The sequence below is a fragment of the Kitasatospora sp. NPDC059817 genome (assembly GCF_042731835.1).
In the GTDB taxonomy this organism is placed as follows: domain Bacteria; phylum Actinomycetota; class Actinomycetes; order Streptomycetales; family Streptomycetaceae; genus Kitasatospora.
Map to the genome: position 1 here is coordinate 6,019 of NZ_JBHWIR010000004.1, position 21,664 is coordinate 27,682.

Sequence of the window (21,664 nt, forward strand, 5' to 3'; positions counted from 1 at the left end):
ACTCCCCCCCCCCCGAGTATCTGTCGGGGGCTGCCGACGCCGCCCGCGCCCGCCCCCCCGCGCCGTCCGTCCTGGGGCGGGCGCCCCCCCCGTCGCGTTTCCCGCGTGCTCAGGCCCGCTTGGGGCGGGTGACGGCGACCAGTTCGGTGCCGTCCTCGGAGAGCCGCAGTTCGGTGCGGAGTTCGGCGAGTTCGCCGAGGTGGTGCAGGTGGGTGCCGCCGCAGAAGATCTGCGCGCCGCCCTCGGGCAGCTCGCAGTGCCACTGGCGGCGGGCGGTGAGCTCGGGGCCGGGGACCTCGATGCGGACCGGGGCGTCGGCGGCGACCCAGGCGGCGAGCCGGGCGTTGACGGCCTCGGTGAGGGCGGGCAGGGCGTCGGCGAGGGCGGGGAGCTCGTCGGTGGCGTCCGCCGTGAAGCCCTTCTTCTTCAGCGACTTGCCGAGCCGGTAGGTGTCGGTGCTGGCCTCGGTGTCCATCACCGAGGTGGCCATCGCGAGGCTGTCGAAGTCGGGGTGGCCGAGGGCGTCGGAGCGGCCCGGGTCCTTGCGCCAGCGCGGCGCGAGGGCCTCGTTGAGGGCGAGGGCGAGCAGGTGGCAGCCGCTGTGCGAGGCGCTGAGGGCGGCCCGGCGGTCGGCGTCGACGGTGAGGACGGCGGTGCGCCCGACGAGGTCGCCGGGGTCGGTGTCGACGACGTGCAGGACCAGCCAGGACCACTCCTCGTCGCCGCGCCGGACCGGGATGTCGGCGCCGACCAGCGGAGTTCCGCCGTCCGGGCCGACGGCGCCGGTGAGGCAGTCGACGACGGCCAGCTCGGTGCCGTCGACGGTGAGGGTGCCGAGGTCGGCGGGCTGGTCGGGCCAGGTGTGGTCGAGCGGGTGGAACGGGGTGGCCCCGGTCACGACGGCGTGCCGGCCGTCCCCCAGCGGGTGCACCGCGATCACCGTCGACTCGCCGGTCACCGCCCCGGCCGGGAAGCTGACGTGCGTGGTGGGGAGGGTCATTCCTGGCTCCGGTGACGTGGAACGGGTGAGGGAGTGAGGGGTGAGGGGGTGAAGGCTGAGGGGGTGAAGAGGGTGGACGGGCCCCGGCCTGACCGGGATCCGTCCACCATTGTGCCCTCCGGCCGTCAGCCCAGGGTCGGCAGCTTGATCAGCACCAGCAGCGCGAGCAGTTGCACCGCCGAGGCGGCGGCCGCCTTGCCCCAGGGCAGGTCGTGCACCCGCCGGACCATGCTGGTCAGCAGGTACGCGCAGAACGCCCAGGTGGCCCAGCCGGCGACCTGGACGACCGCGCTGCCCGAGGGCAGCACCAGGTCGAGCAGCAGCCGGGGCGTGTCCGTCAGCCAGCCGATCAGCGCGGCCAGGCCGACCGTCGACTTCCACGGGCCGTCCCCGCCGAGCTGGCGGGCCAGCGCGTAGGTGACGCCGCCGAAGAGCGCTCCGGCCACGGCGAAGCCGATCGCGGCGGCGGCGATGCCGGTCAGCGCGACGGTGAAGGTCGAGTCGACGATGTCGTCGTGGGTCAGGCCGATGCCGAGCACCGCGAGCGCGCCGTACAGCATCGAGACGGTGAGGGCGGGCAGCCAGACCTGGTGGTCGCGGGCGCGGTCGAAGGTCGCGGTGGGGGCGCGGAAGATGCCGATGAGCAGTTCGCGCCAGTGCGGGCGGGGCCCGGCGACGTGCGGGGCGGACTGGCCGCCGGCCCGGTAGACGGTGACGTTGTCCTGGCCGTACGGCGGCTGCTGCTGCGGCCCGTAACCGTCCTGGCCGTAGCCGTCGCCCTGCGGGTGTCCGCCCTGGTCGTAGCCCCGGTCGTAGCCCTCGGCGCCGTACCCCGCCTGCGGGTACCCGGGGTGTCCGCCGTACTGGCCCTGGTCGTAGTACCCGCGGTGGGGCGGCTCCTGCGCGTACGGGTCGCCGGTCGGGAAGGCCCGGGTGCCGCCGGGCCGGTCGGCGGCGTACGGGTCGTAGCCGCCCTGCGGGCCCGGGGCGCCGGGGCCTCCGGGCGTGCCGTCGGGGCCGTCGGCCACACCCCGGTGCGGGGCCGTGAAGTACTCCGGCCCGTCCGTCTGCCCGTGCCCCCCGGGCCCCGCCGGCGGCGGAGGGGGCGCCCACCCGCCGTGGGGGTCGGCGCCCTGCCCGCTGTCGTATCGATTACCAGCCACGCTCTGACGGTACCCGTCCGGCCCAATCCGCGTGGGGCCTGGACGGAGCCGGGGCCGGTTTGCAGCGAGCCTGAGACGAACCCGGCCGAAATCCTGCCGCCGACGGCGCCAGCGGCCCGGCCCGGCCCGGGTCCTACCGCTGCGCGCTGACCGAGGGCCCGTGCACCGCGGCGGCCGCGGCGGTGCCGGCCGGGCAGCCGCCAGGGCCGGCCGAGGTGCGGACCGCGCCGACCGGCAGCAGGGTGCCGCAGGCGATCCGGATGCCGTTCGGCAGCTCGTTGTCGGATTCGACGATCGCGCCGTCGCCGATCACCGCGCCGTCCAGCGCCGAGCGGGCGCCGACGGTGGCGAAGGCGCCCACGATGGAGTCCTTGACCAGGGTCTCCGGGCCGACCACCGCGCCCGGCAGGATCACGCTGCCCTCGACGATCGCGCCGGCCTCGACCACCGCGTTCGCGGAGACCACGGTGCCGCCGCTGAGTACCGCGCCGGGGTGGACGGTGGCGCCGGGCAGCAGCAGGGCGTCGCCGGTCGGGCCGGGGACGGCCGGGGAGTCGACCTTGCCGAGCACCAGGTCGGCCGAGCCGCGGACGAACGCGGCCGGGGTGCCGAGGTCGAGCCAGTACGAGGTGTCGACGACGCCGCGCAGCAGCGCGCCGGTGGCCAGCAGCTCGGGGAAGGTCTCGCGTTCGACGGACACCTCGCGGCCGGCCGGGATGCGGTCGATGACGGACCGGGTGAAGACGTAGCAGCCGGCGTTGATCTGGTCGGTGACGATCTGCTCGGGCGTCTCCGGCTTCTCCAGGAACTCCAGCACCCGCCCGTTCGCGTCGGTCGGGACGAGGCCGAAGGCGCGCGGGTCCTCGACCCGGGTGAGGTGCAGGGTGACGTCGGCCCCGGCGGCCACGTGGCCGTCGCGCAGGGCGGCGATGTCGACGCCGGAGAGGATGTCGCCGTTGAAGACCAGCACGGGCTCGTCGGGGCCGCAGGTCAGCCCGGACGCCGCGTTGCGGATCGCGCCGCCGGTGCCCAGCGGCTCGCGTTCGGTCAGGTAGACCAGCTCGATGCCGTACGGGGTGCCGTCCTGGAAGTGGTCCTCGAAGACCTCGGCCAGGTACGAGGTGGCCAGCACGACGCGGGTGACGCCGGCGGCGGCCGCGCGGGCCAGCTGGTGGGCGATGAAGGGGACGCCCGCCACCGGCAGCATGGGCTTGGGGGTGTGGGTGGTCAGCGGACGCAGTCGCGTGCCCTTACCACCGACCAGCATGATCGCCTCGGTCATGGTCTGCGCTGTTCCCCTTGTGCTCTGCGGCCCCGGCCCGGCGGGCCGATACCTCCGTCGGTGGTCTGGACCCGTCCGGCCGTCCGGAACGGGTCGACCGGCGCGAGGCCGGTCTGCCGCCTACTGTATTTCCTCCCAACGGGCGGACACTCAGGCGGCCGTGCGATTGGCACCACTCCCCTACGGGTCCCGCCCCGGATCCACCCCCGGTCCGGCCCGTCCCGGCCCCCCAAAAGCCCGGCCCGGCGGGCGCTCTCGCGGTGACCACCGGGCCGGGCAGTTGTAGCAGAACTGTCGAACAGAGGACGCTACGCGTCCACCGTCGCAGGCTCCTCGGCGCCGGCCGGCGGGGTCGCCTTCACCGAGTCGAGCAGCAGCTGGGCGACGTCGACCACCTTCAGGTGCTCCTTGGCGGCGCCCTCGTTCTTCTTGCCGTTGACGGAGTCGGAGAGCATCACCAGGCAGAACGGGCAGGCGGTGGAGACGATGTCCGGGTTGAGGGACAGCGCCTCGTCCACGCGCTCGGTGTTGATCCGCTTGCCGATGCGCTCCTCCATCCACATCCGGGCACCGCCGGCGCCGCAGCAGAAGCCGCGCTCCTTGTGCCGGTGCATCTCCTGCTGGCGCAGGCCGGGGACCTTGTCCATGATCTCGCGCGGCGGGCTGTAGACCTTGTTGTGGCGGCCCAGGTAGCAGGGGTCGTGGTAGGTGATCAGGCCCTCGACCGGGTTGACCGGGACGAGCTTGCCCTCGTCGATCAGGTGCTGCAGCAGCTGGGTGTGGTGGATGACCTCGAAGTGGCCGCCCAGCTGCGGGTACTCGTTGGCGATGGTGTTGAAGCAGTGCGGGCAGGTGGCGACGATCCGCTTGACCGGCGCGTCCTCCAGGGCCGCGTTCAGCGTCTCGACGTTCTGCGCGCCGAGCATCTGGAAGAGGAACTCGTTGCCCAGCCGGCGGGCGGAGTCACCGGTGCAGGACTCCTCCTTGCCGAGGATGGCGAACTTCACGCCCGCGGTGTGCAGCAGTTCGGCGAAGGCCTTGGTGGTCTTCTTGGCGCGGTCCTCCAGGGCGCCGGCGCAGCCGACCCAGTAGAGGTACTCGACCTCGGCGGGGTCGATGTCCTCGCCGATCACCGGCACCTCGATGCCGGTCTCCTTCTTGAGCTCCTTGACCCAGTCCAGGCGGGCCTTGGTGGCCATGCCCCACGGGTTGCCCTTGTTCTCCAGGTTCTTGAGCATCGTCCCGGCCTCGGTCGGGAACGAGGACTCGATCATCACCTGGTAGCGGCGCATGTCGACGATGTGGTCGATGTGCTCGATGTCCACCGGGCACTGCTCGACGCAGGCGCCGCAGGTGGTGCAGGACCACAGGACGTCCGGGTCGATGACGCCGTTCTCCTCCGCGGTGCCGATCAGCGGGCGCTCGGCCTCGGCCAGGGCGGCCGCCGGGACGTCCTTGAGCTGCTCGGCGGTGGCCTTCTCCTCGCCCTCCATGTCCTTGCCGCCACCGGCCAGCAGGTAGGGCGCCTTGCCGAAGGCGTGCTCGCGCAGGCTCATGATCAGCAGCTTCGGCGAGAGCGGCTTGCCGGTGTTCCAGGCCGGGCACTGCGACTGGCAGCGGCCGCACTCGGTACAGGTGGAGAAGTCGAGGATGCCCTTCCAGGAGAAGTGCTCGACCTGGGAGACGCCGAAGACGGCGTCCTCGGCCGGGTCCTCGAAGTCGATCGGCCGGCCGCCGCTGGTCATCGGGCGCAGGGCGCCGAGCGCGGTGCCGCCGTCCTCCTCGCGCTTGAAGTAGATGTTGAAGAAGCCGAGGAAGCGGTGCCAGGCCACGCCCATCGAGGGGTTGATGCCGATGGTGGTCGCCCACGCGAACGAGATGCAGATCTTCAGCATCGCGAAGAGGTAGATCAGGTTCTCCAGCGTGCCGTGCGACAGGCCGCTGAAGGCGGAGACCAGCGGGTACGACACCAGGTGCTCGGGCCCGTACGAGTCGACGCCGTTGAGGGCGCCCTCCAGGGCGCGCAGCATCAGGATGCACAGGCCGATGCCGAGGATCGTGTACTCGACGTAGAAGGCCTGCCAGGCGATCGAGCCGGCGAAGCGGGACTTGCGGCCGGACCGGGACGGCAGGCTGAGCAGCCGGATCACGATCAGCGTCGCGATGCCCAGCGTGGTGAGGGTGCCGACGAGCTCGACGAAGAGCTGCCAGAGCATCCAGTGGCCGATGATCGGCAGCGCGAATTCGGCGTCGAAGAGCTGGCCGAAGGCGTTGACGATGGTCAGCACCAGGCTGAAGAAGCCGACGGCGACGAACCAGTGGGCGATGCCCACGATCCCCCAGCGGTTCATCCGGGTGTGGCCGATGAACTCGACCGCGACGGTCTTCACCCGCTGGGCGGGCCGGCCGAAGCGGGTGGGGTCCGGCTGGCCGGTCCGCACCACTTTGTAGATGTACAGCGCCGCACGGGCGGCGAGCGCGGTGCCGATCACGAATGTGACCAGCGAGATGACGATCGCTGCTAGCTGCATCGGCTCTCCGTCTCCTGCGGCTTGCTGTTGAGCGGTCTTTGAACGGTCTTGCGTGGAACGAATTGTACTCGTCGGTAACTTGCCGGGCCGACGGCCCGGACATTACCGCCCGCCACCAGTCCTCCAGAAGGTTCCCAAGCTATGGCGGCAGTCACGTGGCACCACACGCGCCACGGCCAGGACCACGGCCACGGCCGAGGCCACGGGAAGTCGCCGCGGCCGCGGGAAGCGGACCGCTCAGCAAAGTTGAGCGGCGTCGACTCATCCCTGTTGACGGCACCCACCCGGTCGTGCATCCTTGAGCCTGTAAAGCTCAACTCTTCCGTGGAGGTATTTACGATGGCACGCGCGGTCGGCATCGACCTCGGTACGACGAACTCGGTCGTCAGCGTTCTGGAGGGTGGCGAGCCCACCGTCATCACGAACGCCGAGGGCGCGCGGACCACGCCGTCCGTCGTCGCTTTCGCGAAGAACGGCGAGGTCCTGGTCGGCGAGGTGGCCAAGCGTCAGGCGGTCACCAACGTCGACCGCACCATCCGCTCGGTCAAGCGCCACATGGGCACCGGGTGGAAGATCAACCTGGACGGCAAGGACTTCAACCCGCAGCAGATCAGCGCCTTCGTGCTGCAGAAGCTGAAGCGGGACGCCGAGGCCTACCTGGGTGAGACCGTCACCGACGCCGTCATCACCGTCCCGGCGTACTTCTCCGACTCCGAGCGCCAGGCCACCAAGGAGGCCGGTGAGATCGCGGGCCTCAACGTCCTGCGCATCGTCAACGAGCCGACCGCGGCCGCCCTGGCCTACGGCCTCGACAAGGACGACCAGACCATTCTGGTCTTCGACCTCGGCGGCGGCACCTTCGACGTCTCCCTGCTGGAGATCGGCGACGGGGTCGTCGAGGTGAAGGCCACCAACGGTGACAACCACCTCGGTGGTGACGACTGGGACCAGAAGGTCGTCGACCACCTGGTCAAGGTCTTCCAGGCCGGCCACGGCGTCGACCTGTCCAAGGACAAGATGGCCCTGCAGCGTCTGCGCGAGGCCGCCGAGAAGGCCAAGATCGAGCTGTCCTCGTCCTCCGAGACCTCGATCAACCTGCCCTACATCACGGCCTCCGCCGAGGGCCCGCTGCACCTGGACGAGAAGCTCACCCGCGCCCAGTTCCAGCAGCTCACCTCCGACCTGCTGGAGCGCTGCAAGGTCCCGTTCCACAACGTGATCAAGGACGCCGGCATCTCGCTCTCCGAGATCGACCACGTCGTCCTGGTCGGCGGCTCGACCCGCATGCCCGCCGTCGCCGAGCTCGTCCGCGAGCTGACCGGCGGCAAGGACGCCAACAAGGGCGTCAACCCGGACGAGGTCGTCGCCATCGGCGCCGCGCTCCAGGCCGGTGTCCTCAAGGGCGAGGTCAAGGACGTCCTGCTGCTCGACGTCACCCCGCTGTCCCTCGGCATCGAGACCAAGGGCGGCATCATGACCAAGCTGATCGAGCGCAACACCACGATCCCGACCAAGCGCTCCGAGATCTTCACCACGGCCGAGGACAACCAGCCGTCCGTGCAGATCCAGGTCTACCAGGGCGAGCGCGAGATCGCGGCGTACAACAAGAAGCTGGGCATGTTCGAGCTGACCGGCCTGCCGCCGGCGCCGCGCGGCCTGCCGCAGATCGAGGTCACCTTCGACATCGACGCCAACGGCATCATGCACGTCGGCGCGAAGGACCTCGGCACCGGCAAGGAGCAGAAGATGACCGTCACCGGCGGCTCCGCGCTGCCGAAGGACGACATCGAGCGCATGATGCGCGAGGCCGAGCAGTACGCGGAGGAGGACCACAAGCGCCGCGAGTCCGTCGAGACCCGCAACTCCGCCGAGCAGCTCGTCTACTCGACCGAGAAGTTCATCGCGGACAACACCGACAAGCTCCCCGCCGACGTCAAGGCCGAGGTCGAGACCGCCATCGGCGAGCTCAAGGAGGCCCTGAAGGGCGAGGACATCGCGAAGATCCGCGAAGCCTCGGAGAAGGTCTCCACCACCGCGCAGAAGCTCGGCCAGGCGCTGTACGCCAACGCCGACGCCGCCGCCCCGGCCGGCGAGTCCGCCCAGGCCAAGGACGACGACGTCGTCGACGCCGAGATCGTGGACGACGAGAAGCCCAAGGGCGGTGCGGCATGACGGACAAGCCGCAGGGCGGCAAGCCCGGCGACGACTCCGCCGCCGACGAGGCTGTGATCAAGGCCGCCGAGGAGGCCGCCGCAGCCGGCGCCGCCGACTCCGGCTCCGGTGCTGGCTCCGACGAACTCGCCACTGCCAAGCGGGAGTCGGCCGAGCGCACCGCCGACCTGCAGCGTCTGCAGGCCGAGTACCAGAACTACCGCAAGCGGGTCGAGCGCGACCGGCTGACGGTCCGCGAGATCGCGGTCTCCAACATCCTGGAGTCCCTGATCCCGGTGCTCGACGACATCGGCCGCGCCCGCGAGCACGGCGAGGTCACCGGCGGCTTCAAGTCCGTCGCCGAGTCCCTGGAGACGGTCGTCGCCAAGCTGGGCCTCCAGCAGTTCGGCAAGGAGGGCGAGCCCTTCGACCCGACCATGCACGAGGCGCTGATGCACAGCTACTCCTCGGACGTCACCGAGGACACCTGCGTGCAGATCCTCCAGCCCGGCTACCGCATCGGCGAGCGGATCATCCGCCCCGCCATGGTCGCCGTCGCGGAGCCCCAGCCGGGCACCCAGACCACGGCCGCGCCCGACGGCGAGGCGAAGTCCGGGGACGCGGACAAGTCCGACGGTGGTTCGGACAGCTGACAACCTGTGACAGCTGACAACCAGTGCGCTGCGGAGTCGTACGCCGGCCAGAACGGCGGCCGACTCCGCAGCGCGCTGTCAACAGCGCCCGGTGGAGCGGCTGTTGACAGCGCAGCGAGGATGGACATCGGGAGGTGGCGGCAGCTATGAGCAAGCGCAGCGAGCGAATCGTTGAAAGGCGCGTGTTGCGCGGAGCGGCTGCCGAGCGGAGCGAGGTGGACGCATGAGTGGCAAGGACTACGTGGAGAAGGACTACTACAAGGTCCTCGGCGTGCCCAAGGACGCCACCGCCGCCGAGATCAAGAAGACCTACCGCAAGCTCGCGCGCGAGTTCCACCCGGACGCCAACAAGGGCGACGCCAAGGCCGAGGACCGCTTCAAGGACATCTCCGAGGCCTACGACGTCCTGTCCGACGAGAAGCGCCGCAAGGAGTACGACGAGGCCCGCAGCCTCTTCGCCAACGGCGGCTTCCGGGCCGGCGGCCCCGGCCAGGGCAACGGCAGCTACAGCTTCGACTTCGGCGACCTCTTCAGCGGCAGCCAGAACACCGGCAGCGGCGGGCTCGGCGACGTCTTCGGCGGACTCTTCAACCGCAGCGGCGGCCGGCAGGCCCAGCCCCGGCGCGGCGCCGACGTCGAGACCGAGGTGACCCTCGCCTTCGACGAGGCCGTCGACGGTGCGACCGTCCCGCTGCGGATGACCAGCCAGGCCCCCTGCCGCACCTGCAACGGCACCGGCGCCAAGTCCGGCACCACCCCGCGGGTCTGCCCGACCTGCGTCGGCGCCGGCACCGTCAGCCGCGGCCAGGGCGCGTTCGCGCTCTCCGAGCCGTGCAAGGACTGCCGCGGGCGAGGCATGATCGTCGACGACCCGTGCGTCGACTGCCACGGCAGCGGCCGGGCCAGCTCCGCCCACACCATGCAGGTCCGCATCCCGGCCGGCGTCCAGGACGCCCAGCGCATCCGGCTCAAGGGCAAGGGCGCCCAGGGCGAACGCGGCGGACAGCCCGGCGACCTCTACGTCACCGTGCACGTCGACCCGCACCCCGTCTTCGGGCGCAAGGGGGACAACCTCACCGTCACCGTCCCCGTCACCTTCCCCGAGGCCACCCTCGGCGCCACCATCGAGGTGCCCACGCTGAACGGGCCGGCCGTGAAGCTGAAGCTGCCCCCCGGCAGTGCCAACGGCCTCACCATGCGCGCCCGCGGCAAGGGCGCCACCCGCAAGGACGGCACCCGCGGCGACCTCCTCGTCACCGTCGAGGTCGTGGTGCCGCGGCACATCACCGGGGACGCGCTGAACGCCCTGGAGCAGTACCGCGAGGCCACCGCCTCCGACGACCCGCGAGCCGCCCTGTTCCGGGCGGCGAAGGGAGCGTGACGACCAGATGATCCCCAACAGTCCCATCGGCCCCGGCATCGGTGAAGGCCTGCCCGGCGTCGGCGTCGGCGACGGCCTGCCGGGCGACGGCCGCCGCACCCGGCGGCCCACCGCCCCGCCGCAGTACGTCCTCACCGAGGACACCCCGGTGTACGTCATCTCCGTCGCCGCCGAGCTCTCCGGCCTGCACCCGCAGACCCTCCGCCAGTACGACCGCCTCGGTCTGGTCAGCCCCGACCGCACCGCCGGCCGGGGCCGCCGCTACTCCGCGCGCGACATCCAGCAGTTGCGCGAGGTCCAGCGGCTCTCCCAGGACGAGGGCATCAACCTGGCCGGCATCAAGCGGATCATCGAGCTGGAGAACCAGGTCACCGCGCTCCAGTCCCGCATCGGCGAACTGGTCGACTCCCTCGACGGCGCCACCAGCGCCCTCCAGCAGCGCGAGGCCGCCGTCCACGCCTCCTACCGCCGCGACCTCGTCCCCTACCAGCCGCCCACCCAGTCCAGCGCCCTGGTCGTCTGGCGCCCCAAGCGCTGAGACTTGGCTGAACACCTCCGGCCGCCGGCTCCCCTCCGCCCGGGGGGTGCCGGCGGCTTGATCGTGGTGAGAGAGTGCTGTCGAACAAATCTGGCCGCCCTCACCGATGCCACCCGATCTGGCATGCTGCACTGCGATTCCGGTATTGGTGCCCGGCAGGTAGTGCAGACACGGCCACGGCAAGGAGCCCGCAGATGAGTGGACGAGAACAGCCCGGTACCGCCGCGATTGGGCCCTCCGTCCTCTCGAAGGAAGCGCGGGAGCTGTATCTGGCGGTCATCCGCGAGAACGGGCGGTTTCCGAAGGACTCCGACCTCGCCAAGGCGGGCGGGGCCCAGGAGGAGTTGGTGGCGATAGGCCTTCTGGTCGCCGACACCGACGAACCCGGTGTCCTCGTCGCGGTCGACCCTCAGCAGCTGTCCGAGAGCCTCTCCGTGACCTGGCAGCGCCAGGCACTCGACCTGCTCACCCGCGCGTCGGCCCTCGCCACCGATCTCCACGACCTGACGGCCGCCTACCACTCACCGGAGCAGGCCGGCGGCGCGATCGAGTACGTGCGGGGAAAGGTGCTGATCAACCAGCGGGTGCAGCAGATCGTCGCCAGCGCCTCGGAGGAGATCCTCGCCGCCCAACCCGGCGGGCCGCGCCCGTCCGAGGCGCTCACCGGCATCCTCGCCCGCGACCTCGAAGCCCTCCGCCTGGGCATCACGCTCAGGACGATCTACCACCCGAGCACCCGGTACCACGCTCCCACCAGGGAGTACGTGGCCACGATAACCAAGGCCGGCGGACGGTTCCGGACGCTGGAGGAGCCCTACACGCGATTGATCGTCATCGATCGCCGAATCGCGGTCATCCCCATCGCCGAGGACCTCAATCTGGCCGCCTTCGTGCACGATCGGGCCGTCATCAGCTACCTGATCAGCGAGATCTTCGAGCGGAACTGGAGCCGGGCGCTGGACTTCGACGGCGCGCGCGCCGTTCCGCAGCAGGTGGTCTCCGGGATGCGGCAGACGATCATCGACCTCATGCTCGAAGGCGTGAACCACCGGGTGATCGCCCGCAGACTCGGCATCAGCGAACGGACGCTCGCGCGGCACCTGGCCGAGATGCGCGACGAGCACAATGTCGAGTCGCTGTTCCAACTCGGGTACGCATTGGCCCGGAACAGCGTTCCGACCGACTCCGACAGCTATCACTGACCAAGCGTCGCGGCGGTCTCAGTTCCAGATCGTGTCATTGGCCAGCGCCATGGTCTGAGGCGCTGCCGCATCGTGGGAAACCCCGATGTTCCAGATCGTGTCGTCAGCCGGGCTCGAACCGCTCCCGATGAAAAGCGCCAGACCCACAACGACTGGAACCAGGACAAATCGCACCACCCGGCGTATCCGAGACATGGTGCCCCCTCTCTTTGTTTAAGACTTGGCGCGGGTACCCAGCCATTGTTTCGAACAACCTGCCACATAATGCCGCAAGCCCATGCCGGAAGCCAGGGGGCCTGCTACCCCAGTGCGTCATCTCTCTGCCAGGCATCGAGATGACACCACGGCTCTGTGGACGGTGGCGATGGTCGACAGAGACGATCAGTGCACTCCCCAACCCCTCTCGCGGGAGGGGGAAGACGGGGACACCACAAACAACATGTCCATGACTAGTTCGTTTCGACCACAACGAATGCACAGCAGCATTCCGATAGTCACCACCCAACGGGGCGATCGGCCTGGTTGGCACCTATCCCCGGAGTCGACAATGAGTGAGCCCTACCTGCGAGAGCACGCCGGACAGACCCCCGAGGGCCGGCGTGCGCGTGTGTTCCTGGCCGCGCCGCTGATGCGGCTGACCGGGCCCGCGGACAGTGTGGTGACGCTCGCCAGCCGGACGCGGCTGACGACGCTCCGCACCACCCTGCTCCGCAGCGGTGCCGCCGTGTACAGCGCGCACCACAGTGATGCCTGGACCGTCGCCGGGCAGGCGCCGGAGCCCCGGGTGCCGTCCGACTTCCGGGCCCTGCAGTCCGCGGACCTCGTGTTCGCCTACGTCGGGGCGCCGCTGTCGGCCGGGGTGAGCCTGGAGCTGGGGTGGGCGTCGGCGCTGCGGAAGCCGATCGTCCTCCTCGTCGACGAGGCCATCACGCACAACCCGCTGATCGCCACCATCGAGCAGGTCGCCCCCGTCCTGCCGCTGGTCTTCGACGACACCTGGTCGCAGGAGGCCCTCAACCACACCGTGGAGACCGCGCTCGACTGGGCCGGCATGGCGCTGTCCCTGCGCGAGGGCTTCTGGACCGCCCCCGGTGAGCAGTTCAACGTCCCCCGGCAGCAGCCCCCCGTCGTCGGCCGGGCCGGCTACTGGCCGACCAGCGCCGCCACCGGCTGACCAGCGCTCACCCATCGGGCTCCCCCGTCCGGGCTCCCCGCAGCTGCCAGCCCAGCTGGAACAGCGTCTCCGCGTCGTGCAGTTCGCGCAGCCGGGCGATGTGGCCGGCCACCGTCCGCTCGCTGAGACCGAGGCGGCCGGCGATGGCGCGCTGGGTGAGGCCCTGGGCGAGGAGCCGGCCGACCTGCTCGTGCGCCGTCGACTCGGGAGCGGACGCCTGGTCGGGGTTCCAGAGGAGGCGGCCGGAGCGGGCCCAGTCCCGTTCGAACACGGCCAGGAAATGGTCGACGGTCGCCGGATCCTCGATGAAGGTCGCGCTCCGGAGGTCGTCGGCGGACTGGAGCACGGCGATCCGGCGGTCGAAGATGTGCAGGTGGCGGAACGGCTCGGCCAGGACCCGGAAGCGGGCGCCCAGTTCGGTGCCGCGGGCGGTGTGGTCGGCGGTCGCCTGGTCCCGGACGGCGCCGGGTGCGTAGATCACCCGGATCCGGCCGCCCCGGCCGCAGAACCGGCCGATCCGTTCCAGGGCGTCCTCCAACTGGTGGGCGTGGCGGGGCCGGCCGGGCTGGGCGACGAGGATCTCCTGGTGGCAGTCCGCCTCCACCTCGGCGAATCGCCGGATGACCACGCCGAGGCCCTGGACGTGATGCACCGTACCGGCGCGGTCGGTCGGGCGCGGGGCCGTGTCGTAGGCCTTGGTCAGGTCGTCGAGGGCCTGCGGGAGTTGCGCGGCCTGGACCAGCAGCCGGGTGCCCTCGGCCCGGAGCTCGGCACTGATCCGGTCGCCGACCGTACGCGGGTTGACGGCGGTGCAGACGTCGGATTCGGGCCGGGCGAGCAGCAGCCCGAGCGCGAGCAGGTGTTCCAGGGCCGGCCGGTCGGCGTCGGCCACCTCGGCCCGGTCGATCCAGCCGCCGTGCCGGAGGATGCGCAGGTACAGGTCGTGTGCGGCCTGGTCGGGCCGCCCGGTGCCGCGCCCGTGCATCACGGCACCCGCCGACGGGCGGCGTCGGCCGCCGACCGGAGCTGCCAGCCGAGTTGGAAGAGCGTCTCGGCGTCGTACAGTTCGCGCAGCCGGGCGATGTGGCCGGCCACCGTGCGTTCGCTCAGGCCGAGGCGGGTGGCGATGGCGCGCTGGGTGAGGCCCTGGGCGAGGAAACGGCCGACCTGGTCGGGCAGGGAGTCGGCCGGCTCGGGGGCTTCCGGGCCACGGGCCCAGCGGACCCGGGCGGCGCGCTGCCAGTCGCGCTCGAAGGCGTCGGCCATGAAGTCGACCACCACCGGGTCCTCGACGAAGGCCGCGCGGCTGTTGTCGGACGCGGCGGGGATGACGGCCACCTTCCGGTCGTAGATCAGGACCCGCCGGAACGGCTCGCCCAGCACCCGGTACCGGCAGCCGACCTCGGCGGCCGCGGCGGCGAAGGCTGCGGTCGCCGGGTCGGCGGCCGCCGCCGGCTCGTAGATGCCCCGGACGGTGCCGCCGCGCTCGGCGAGTCGCCGCATCCGGTCGAGGGCGTCCGGGAGCCCCTCGACGGGCCGGGCCCCGCCGGGCTGGGCGGCCAGCATCTCCTGCGAGCACTCGGCGTCGAGTTGGGCCAGGCGCAGGCGGATCTGTTCGAAGCCGTGCACGTACGTGACCTCGATGGAGCACTCGGGGTGGCGCGGCGTGACGTCGAAGGCCTGCGCCAACTCGGCGAACTTCTCGGGCGTTTCGTCCGCCCTGGCCAGCAATTCGCCACCCGTGGAACGCAGTTCGGACCCGATTCGGCCGATGACGACACGCGGGTTCACCGCGGCGTAGGCCGCGTCCTCGACCCTCGGGACGACCAGTCCGAGGTCGAGCAACCGCCCCAGGACCGGTTCGTCACCCGGAGCCAGGTCGGCCGCCCGGAGGATGCCGCCGTTGCCGACGACGGCGAGGTACAGCGCCCGGGCGGCGTCGTCGGGCAGGGGGGAGTCGGGCAGGGGGGAGGTCGACGGGTCGGTCATGGGGCTCCCCCCGGAGCTGCCGGCCGAGGTGGAAGAGGGTGTGGGCGGAGGGCAGGCCGGTCGGCGGGGGCGCGCTCGGCGGGGCCGGGTTCATCGGTCATCGCGGGCGCCTCTCATCAGCCAGCCGAGTTGGAAGAGGGTCTGGGCTCCGTGGCGGTCGCGGAGGCGGGAGATGTGGGCGGCGACGGTGCGTTCGCTGAGGCCGAGGCGGGTGGCGACGGCGCGCTGGGTGAGGCCGCGGGCGAGGAGGCGGCCGATCCGGTCGGGGACGGTGCGGGTGGGACCGAGGGTGGCGGCGGTGTCGGCGGTTTCGGCGCGGGCCCAGTCGCGTTCGAAGGCGCCGACCAGGAAGGTGATGGCGGCCGGGTCGGTGATGAAGGCGGCGGTGCTGTTGTCGTCGTTGGCGGAGATCACGGCGACGGCGCGGTCGAAGACGAGCAGCCGCTGGAACGGCTCGTCGAGCACGCGGATGAGGGAGCCGTGCCGGGTGACCTCCTCGACGTAGGCGAGGGCGGGCGGGTCGGCGAGGGCGACGGGCTGGTAGATGGTGCGCAGGGAGCAGCCGCGCTGGAGCAGGTGGACGTCCTGGAGGAGGGCGACTTGCAGGGTGCCGGCGGGGCGGTGGCCGGGTTGGGCGGCGAGGACTTCGGAGCGGCAGTCGGAGGCGAGCTGGGAGATCCGCTGGCGGATGTGGACGTGGCCCTCGACGTGGACGGCGCCGCCGGCCCGGCCGGAGGGCCGGGGCATCGCGTCGTAGGCGCGGGTGAGGCCGTCGAGGGCGCCGGGGAGGTTCTCGGCGCGGACCAGCAGCCTGGTCGCCTCGCTGCGGAGTTCGGCGCCCAGGCGGTCGGTGACGGAGCGTGGGCTGATGGCGGTGTAGCAGTGGTCCATCGGGTTGGCGATGAGCAGGCCGAGGTCGACGAGCTGCTGGAGCGCGGCCTGGTCGACGTCCGGGGTGTCGGCGAACGGGATGCGTCCGCCCCGGGCGAGGATCGCCAGGTAGAACTGCCGGGCGGCCTCGTCGGGCTCCTCGCCCGGGGGCTGTCCGTGCTGCGGCGCGACCGCCGGTTCCACCGTCACGTCGCACACTCCCTGCCGGACGCTTCTCCCTCGTTGCCGCCGTCGCGCCGTCCGGCGCGGGGCTCGGCGGTCACGGTACCGGGCTGACGGCGGCCTCCGGGGTCCGGGTGCCGTCGCACTCCGGGGGCCCGGGGGCCACCGTCGCTACGCCCATGCCCAGGCGCTTCCGTCGAGGCGGAGCAGCAACGCCTCGACGGCTCCGGTTCCGGGGGCCATCACCACACATGGCGCCCCGACCGGCGCTCTTCCCCCCCGTTTCACGCGTGCGGGACGTTGCACCCGTGGTCAGTTTCGAAGAGCAAGTCGCCACCATCGGGCTGCGGTGCCCGGTCGGCCTGGCGTGACTCCACCCTCACAGTGTGACGGCCGGTGAACAAGTGTCGCCCGAGTGCAGGTTCGCGCAATTGCAGCTATCTGCACGGCGGGTGGGGCGGGCGGGGTCGAGCGGCGGGACGGATTCCGGTAAAGGCCGAGGCCAGCGGGGCTCGCGGGGGGCACCCGCCCGTACGGTCGGTCGGCCGCGCGCGGTCGGGCCGCGGGTGCGGGTTCCTGCAACGGCGGCGTGCGGCGGGAATCGTCAGGCACGCGCCAGCAGCCGTCCGCGGGCGAGCCCGGCGGCGGTCCCGCCGGCGGCGAGCACCCAGGCGGTGGCCAGCAGCAGGTAGAGCCCGGTGGCGATCGCGGTGAAGCCGCCGAACCCGGTGTGCCGGGCGAGCGCGGAGGCGCCGGTGACGCAGGTGCCGATCGGGAAGGTGTACGCCCACCAGGTCATCGCGAACGGCATGCCGGCCCGGCGGGCGCGCAGGTTGGCGGTGAGCGCGACGGCCAGCCAGAGCATCGCGACGCCGAGCACCGCGACGCCGTACAGCTCGGCGAAGGGGAGCATGGCTGGGGCCAGCGCGGGCAGCACCGGGCGGGCGGCGTCGGCGAGTTGGTGGACGGCGGTGACGGACTGGCCGAGCGGGCCGAGCACCAGGAACAGCGAGGGGGTGAGCACCAGGGTGGGCAGCTTGCTGTGGAACAGCCCGGTGAAGACCACCGGCAGCAGCACCAGGGTGGCCAGCAGGCCGATCCCGAAGAGGGCCCAGCAGGCGTACAGCATGGTCTGCTGCGCCAGCCCGGCCGGCAGGTGCGGGATGAGGGCCGGGCCGGTGGCGGAGGCGACCAGCGGGGCGACCACCGGCAGCAGCCAGGTCGGGTTGGCCTCCAGGGCGGAGACCGGGTGCCGGGTGATCATCAGGTACGGGATGCCGCCGGCGACGGCCAGCGCGTACAGGGTGCCGACGCCCCACAGCACGGCGTCGACGGCGACCGCGGGGCCGGTGCCGATCACCCGGGAGCCGAGCAGCAGGGTGCCGAGGCCGACCGAGAGCAGGGCCATCGGCGGGCAGCCGTAGAAGACGGCGGTGGCCGGGTTGTCCAGCAGCTGGGTGCGGGCGGCCTCGCGGTGCCGGGTGAGGTGGACCAGCCGGGCCGCGCCCAGCACCAGCAGGGCGGCGAGTCCGAGCGCCCACATCACCTCGCCGAAGCCGATCAGCCCGGGCAGCCGCAGCGGCAGGACGGCCGCGCCGTTGCCCAGGATCGCGGTGCCCATGACGGCGGCGTACCAGTTGGGGCCGAGCTGGGCGAGGTCGAGGCGGGCACGCAGCGAGGAACGGGAGGGGCGGGTGAGCGGGCGGGCATCGGCCAAGGTGGACATGGTTCCACCGTGCCGCCCCGGGCCGGGCTCCGGTAGCGCCGCGGGCTCTATGAGGACATAGCCTGGACCTATGGCCCTCTCCCCCCGCGTCCCCGAGCTCGGCGCCCTGGAACTGCTGCTCGCGGTGGCCCGGCTGGGCAGCGTCGGGCGGGCCGCGGCCGAACTGGGCGTGAGCCAGCCGACCGCCAGCGCCCGGATCAAGGGCATGGAGCGGCAGATCGGCGTCCCGCTGCTGGAGCGCTCCCCCCGGGGCAGTCGGCCGACCGTGGCGGGGCGGCTGGTGGTCGAGTGGGCCGGGCACGTGGTGGAGGCGGCGCAGGCGCTGGACGCCGGGATCGACGCGCTGCGCGAGCGGCGGGACGCCAAGCTGCGGGTGGTCGCCAGCCTGACCGTCGCCGAGTACCTGATGCCGGGCTGGCTGCTGGCCCTGGCCGAGGCCAGTCCGGGCACGGCGGTGACGCTGCGGACGGCGAACTCGGCGGAGGTCGCCGGGCACGTGCTGGCCGGGGACGCCGACCTCGGCTTCGTCGAGGGCCCGTCCACCCCGCCCGGGCTGGCCGGCGCCGTGGTGGCGGCGGACCGGCTGGTGGTCGTGGTGGCGCCCGGCCACCCGTGGGCGCGCCGCCGGACGCCGCTGACCGGGCCGGAGCTGGCCGCCACCCCGCTGGTGCTGCGCGAGTCGGGCTCGGGCACCCGGGAGGTGCTGGAGATGGCGCTGGCGCCGTACGGGGGCGCGGTGCGGCCCCGGCTGGAGCTGGCCTCGTCCACCGCGCTGAAGGCGGCGGCGATGACCGGGGCCGGGCCGGTCTGCCTGAGCGAGCTGGCGGTGATGGAGGAGTTGGCCGTCCGGCGGCTGGTGGCCGTCCCGCTGGCCGAGGGGCTGGACCTGCGGCGGCCGCTGCGCGCGGTGTGGCCGGCCGGGCAGCGGCCGAGCGGGCCGGCCCGGGAGCTGCTGGGGCTGACCCGCCAGGTGCCCCGCGCGCAGCGGGTGGAGCGCACGGAACGCGCGGAACGGGCGTAAAAACTTGAGCAGAGTAGACTCAACTTAGTGCATGCTGTACGTAGCAGCATTGAAGGACGACGAGGGAGGACCCCCCAGCAGTGGACGCCAGCAAGTTCACCACCAAGACGCAGGACGCCCTGTCCGCCGCGATCCGGCAGGCGGGCGCGGCCGGGAACCCGGACGTCAAGCCGGTGCACATCCTGATCGCCCTGCTGGAGCAGCCCGAGGGCATCGCCCGGCCGCTGCTGGAGGCCGTCGGGGCGGACGTCACCCGGATCGACGCCGAGGCCCGCCGCCAGCTGACCGCCCTGCCCAGCGCGATGGGCTCGACGGTCGCCGCGCCGCAGCTCGCCCGGGACACCCTCGCGGTGCTCACCGAGGCCGGCAAGCGCGCCGACGACCTGGACGACCAGTACGTCTCCACCGAGCACCTGATGGTCGGCCTGGCCGCCGAGGGCGGGCCGGTCGCCGAACTGCTGGCGCAGCAGGGCGCGACGGCGAAGGGCCTGCTCGCCGCGTTCAAGGACGTGCGCGGCAGCGGCCGGGTCACCTCTCCGGACCCTGAGGGCACCTACAAGGCACTGGAGAAGTACGGCACCGACCTGACCCAGGCCGCCCGGGACGGCAAGCTCGACCCGGTGATCGGCCGGGACCAGGAGATCCGCCGGGTCGTCCAGGTGCTCTCCCGCCGGACCAAGAACAACCCGGTGCTGATCGGCGAGCCGGGCGTCGGCAAGACCGCGGTGGTCGAGGGCCTGGCCCAGCGCATCGTCGCTGGCGACGTGCCGGAGTCGCTGCGCGGCAAGCGGCTGGTCTCGCTGGACCTCAGCGCGATGGTCGCGGGCGCCAAGTACCGCGGCGAGTTCGAGGAGCGGCTGAAGGCCGTCCTGAACGACATCAAGCAGAGCGACGGCCAGGTCGTCACCTTCATCGACGAGCTGCACACCATGGTCGGCGCGGGCGCCGGCGGCGACTCCGCGATGGACGCTGGCAACATGCTCAAGCCGATGCTGGCCCGCGGCGAGCTGCGGATGGTCGGCGCCACCACGCTGGACGAGTACCGCGAGCGGATCGAGAAGGACCCGGCCCTGGAGCGCCGCTTCCAGCAGGTACTGGTCGGCGAGCCCAGTGTGGAGGACTCGATCGCCATCCTGCGCGGCCTCAAGGGCCGCTACGAGGCGCACCACAAGGTGCAGATCGCGGACGCCGCGCTGGTCGCCGCGGCCACCCTGTCCAACCGCTACATCACCTCCCGCTTCCTGCCCGACAAGGCGATCGACCTGGTCGACGAGGCGGCCTCCCGGCTGCGGATGGAGATCGACTCCTCCCCGGTCGAGATCGACGAACTCCAGCGCTCCGTCGACCGGTTGAGGATGGAGGAGCTGGCCCTGGAGAAGGAGTCGGACGCCGCCTCGATCGACCGGCTGGCCCGACTGCGGCGCGATCTCGCCGACAAGAACGAGCAGTTGAGCGCCCTGACCGCGCGCTGGGAGCAGGAGAAGAAGAGCCTCAACCGGGTCGGCGAGCTCAAGGAGCGGCTGGACGACCTGAACGGCGCGCTCGAACGGGCCCAGCGCGACGGGGACTTCGAGCGGGCGTCGAAGCTGATGTACGCGGAGATCCCGGCCGCCGAGACGGAGCTCACCGAGGCCCAGGAGCGGGCGGCGGACCAGGACGCCTCCGCCTCGATGGTGAAGGAGGAGGTCGGCCCGGACGACGTGGCCGACGTGGTCGCCTCCTGGACGGGCATCCCGGCCGGCCGACTGCTGGAGGGCGAGAGCGCCAAACTCCTGCGCATGGAGGAGGAGTTGGGCGAGCGCCTGATCGGCCAGGCGGAGGCCGTGCGAGCGGTCTCGGACGCGGTGCGCCGCACCCGTTCCGGCATCGCCGACCCGGACCGCCCGACCGGTTCGTTCCTCTTCCTCGGCCCGACCGGCGTCGGCAAGACCGAACTCGCCAAGGCCCTGGCCGACTTCCTCTTCGACGACGAGCGGGCCATGGTCCGGATCGACATGAGCGAGTACGGCGAGAAGCACTCCGTCTCCCGCCTGGTCGGCGCCCCGCCCGGGTACATCGGCTACGAGGAGGGCGGCCAGCTCACCGAGGCGGTGCGCCGCCGCCCGTACAGCGTGGTGCTGCTGGACGAGGTGGAGAAGGCCCACCCGGAGGTCTTCGACGTCCTGCTCCAGGTGCTGGACGACGGCCGGCTCACCGACGGCCAGGGCCGCACGGTGGACTTCCGCAACGCGATCCTGATCCTCACCTCCAACCTGGGCAGTCAGTACCTGGTCGACCCGGCCATCCCGGAGGACCGGAAGAAGGCCCTGGTGCTGGACTCCGTCCGGACCGCGTTCAAGCCCGAGTTCCTCAACCGGCTGGACGACATCGTGGTCTTCGACCCGCTGGGCACCGCCGAGCTGAGCCGGATCGTCGACCTCCAGGTGGCCCGTCTCGGCGACCGGCTGCGCGAGCGGCGGCTCACCCTGGACGTCTCCGAGGCCGCCCGCGACTGGCTGGCCCTCACCGGCTACGACCCGGCGTACGGCGCCCGCCCGCTGCGCCGGCTGGTCCAGTCCGCGATCGGCGACCAGTTGGCCCGGGCCATCCTGTCCGGCCAGGTGCACGACGGGGACACCGTCCTGGTCGAGCGGGACGAGGAGGGCGACCGCCTCACCGTCCGCAGCCGCGGACTGCTGGAGAAGTAGCACCACCAGACCGGGGGGGGGGCCCCCGGGGGTGGGGGGGGCGCCGCCCCAACACCCACCCCCCCACACCAGGTTAGACCCACACCCCCCGGGGGAGTAATAAAAAAAACAAA

15 protein-coding genes and 1 pseudogene are annotated in these 21,664 nt (G+C 72.1%); 8 read left to right on the top strand and 8 right to left on the bottom strand.

The window, feature by feature from the left end; translation table 11 throughout:
* Window positions 1–109: 109 nt before the first annotated feature.
* From ACFV61_RS01430 to ACFV61_RS01445, 4 genes and pseudogenes are all read right to left on the bottom strand, one after another.
* Window positions 110–1,000, bottom strand: a complete 891-nt coding sequence (locus ACFV61_RS01430; RefSeq protein WP_380489417.1) for a metal-dependent hydrolase — start codon at window positions 998–1,000, stop codon at window positions 110–112.
* Between the two features lie 125 nt (window positions 1,001–1,125).
* Window positions 1,126–2,163 (bottom strand): Yip1 family protein, encoded by a 1,038-nt coding sequence (locus tag ACFV61_RS01435; RefSeq protein WP_380489420.1) that lies wholly within the window; start codon window positions 2,161–2,163, stop codon window positions 1,126–1,128.
* Between the two features lie 208 nt (window positions 2,164–2,371).
* Window positions 2,372–3,445 (bottom strand): annotated as a pseudogene (locus ACFV61_RS01440) (sugar phosphate nucleotidyltransferase); the annotation flags it as partial.
* A 308-nt stretch (window positions 3,446–3,753) separates the two neighbouring features.
* On the bottom strand, window positions 3,754–5,976 hold the full coding sequence (locus ACFV61_RS01445) for a (Fe-S)-binding protein (RefSeq protein WP_380489422.1): 2,223 nt from the start codon (window positions 5,974–5,976) through the stop codon (window positions 3,754–3,756).
* A 339-nt stretch (window positions 5,977–6,315) separates the two neighbouring features.
* Between ACFV61_RS01445 and dnaK the strand changes: the two genes are divergently transcribed.
* The 6 genes from dnaK (at window position 6,316) to ACFV61_RS01475 (ending at window position 13,075) form a co-directional block, all read left to right on the top strand.
* Window positions 6,316–8,148, top strand: coding sequence for a molecular chaperone DnaK (dnaK, locus tag ACFV61_RS01450; protein WP_063348543.1), 1,833 nt, complete (start codon window positions 6,316–6,318; stop codon window positions 8,146–8,148).
* Window positions 8,145–8,780, top strand: coding sequence for a nucleotide exchange factor GrpE (grpE, locus tag ACFV61_RS01455; protein WP_063348542.1), 636 nt, complete (start codon window positions 8,145–8,147; stop codon window positions 8,778–8,780). The genes dnaK and grpE overlap by 4 nt, the downstream gene beginning before the upstream one ends.
* Before the next feature lie 223 nt (window positions 8,781–9,003).
* Window positions 9,004–10,161 carry a molecular chaperone DnaJ gene (gene dnaJ, locus ACFV61_RS01460; protein ID WP_363368337.1) on the top strand — a complete coding sequence of 386 codons (1,158 nt, stop codon included), beginning with the start codon at window positions 9,004–9,006 and terminating at the stop codon, window positions 10,159–10,161.
* 7 nt (window positions 10,162–10,168) lie between these two features.
* Window positions 10,169–10,699, top strand: a complete 531-nt coding sequence (locus tag ACFV61_RS01465) for a heat shock protein transcriptional repressor HspR (RefSeq protein ID WP_380423341.1) — start codon at window positions 10,169–10,171, stop codon at window positions 10,697–10,699.
* A 194-nt stretch (window positions 10,700–10,893) separates the two neighbouring features.
* Entirely contained in the window at window positions 10,894–11,901 is a 1,008-nt protein-coding gene (locus ACFV61_RS01470) for a hypothetical protein (protein ID WP_380369848.1), read from the top strand.
* Between the two features lie 547 nt (window positions 11,902–12,448).
* On the top strand, window positions 12,449–13,075 hold the full coding sequence (locus tag ACFV61_RS01475; RefSeq protein ID WP_063348539.1) for a hypothetical protein: 627 nt from the start codon (window positions 12,449–12,451) through the stop codon (window positions 13,073–13,075).
* A 7-nt stretch (window positions 13,076–13,082) separates the two neighbouring features.
* On the opposite strand, the gene ACFV61_RS01480 is transcribed toward ACFV61_RS01475, so the two are convergent.
* From ACFV61_RS01480 to ACFV61_RS01495, 4 genes are all read right to left on the bottom strand, one after another.
* Window positions 13,083–14,060: a LuxR C-terminal-related transcriptional regulator gene (locus tag ACFV61_RS01480; protein WP_380489425.1), complete on the bottom strand. Its 978-nt coding sequence runs from the start codon at window positions 14,058–14,060 to the stop codon at window positions 13,083–13,085.
* A complete protein-coding gene (locus ACFV61_RS01485; protein WP_380489428.1) occupies window positions 14,060–15,064 on the bottom strand; it encodes a LuxR C-terminal-related transcriptional regulator in 1,005 nt (334 codons plus the stop codon). Before ACFV61_RS01485 ends, ACFV61_RS01480 begins: the two co-directional genes overlap by 1 nt.
* Before the next feature lie 90 nt (window positions 15,065–15,154).
* Window positions 15,155–16,144 carry a LuxR C-terminal-related transcriptional regulator gene (locus ACFV61_RS01490; RefSeq protein WP_380489431.1) on the bottom strand — a complete coding sequence of 330 codons (990 nt, stop codon included), beginning with the start codon at window positions 16,142–16,144 and terminating at the stop codon, window positions 15,155–15,157.
* Between the two features lie 577 nt (window positions 16,145–16,721).
* On the bottom strand, window positions 16,722–17,843 hold the full coding sequence (locus tag ACFV61_RS01495; protein ID WP_063348535.1) for a TDT family transporter: 1,122 nt from the start codon (window positions 17,841–17,843) through the stop codon (window positions 16,722–16,724).
* 70 nt (window positions 17,844–17,913) lie between these two features.
* Between ACFV61_RS01495 and ACFV61_RS01500 the strand changes: the two genes are divergently transcribed.
* Both ACFV61_RS01500 and clpB read left to right on the top strand, forming a co-directional pair.
* A complete protein-coding gene (locus ACFV61_RS01500) occupies window positions 17,914–18,864 on the top strand; it encodes a LysR family transcriptional regulator (RefSeq protein WP_363368328.1) in 951 nt (316 codons plus the stop codon).
* Between the two features lie 80 nt (window positions 18,865–18,944).
* Complete coding sequence (clpB, locus tag ACFV61_RS01505) at window positions 18,945–21,551, top strand: ATP-dependent chaperone ClpB (RefSeq protein WP_380489433.1); 2,607 nt, start codon at window positions 18,945–18,947, stop codon at window positions 21,549–21,551.
* Window positions 21,552–21,664: the final 113 nt, after the last annotated feature.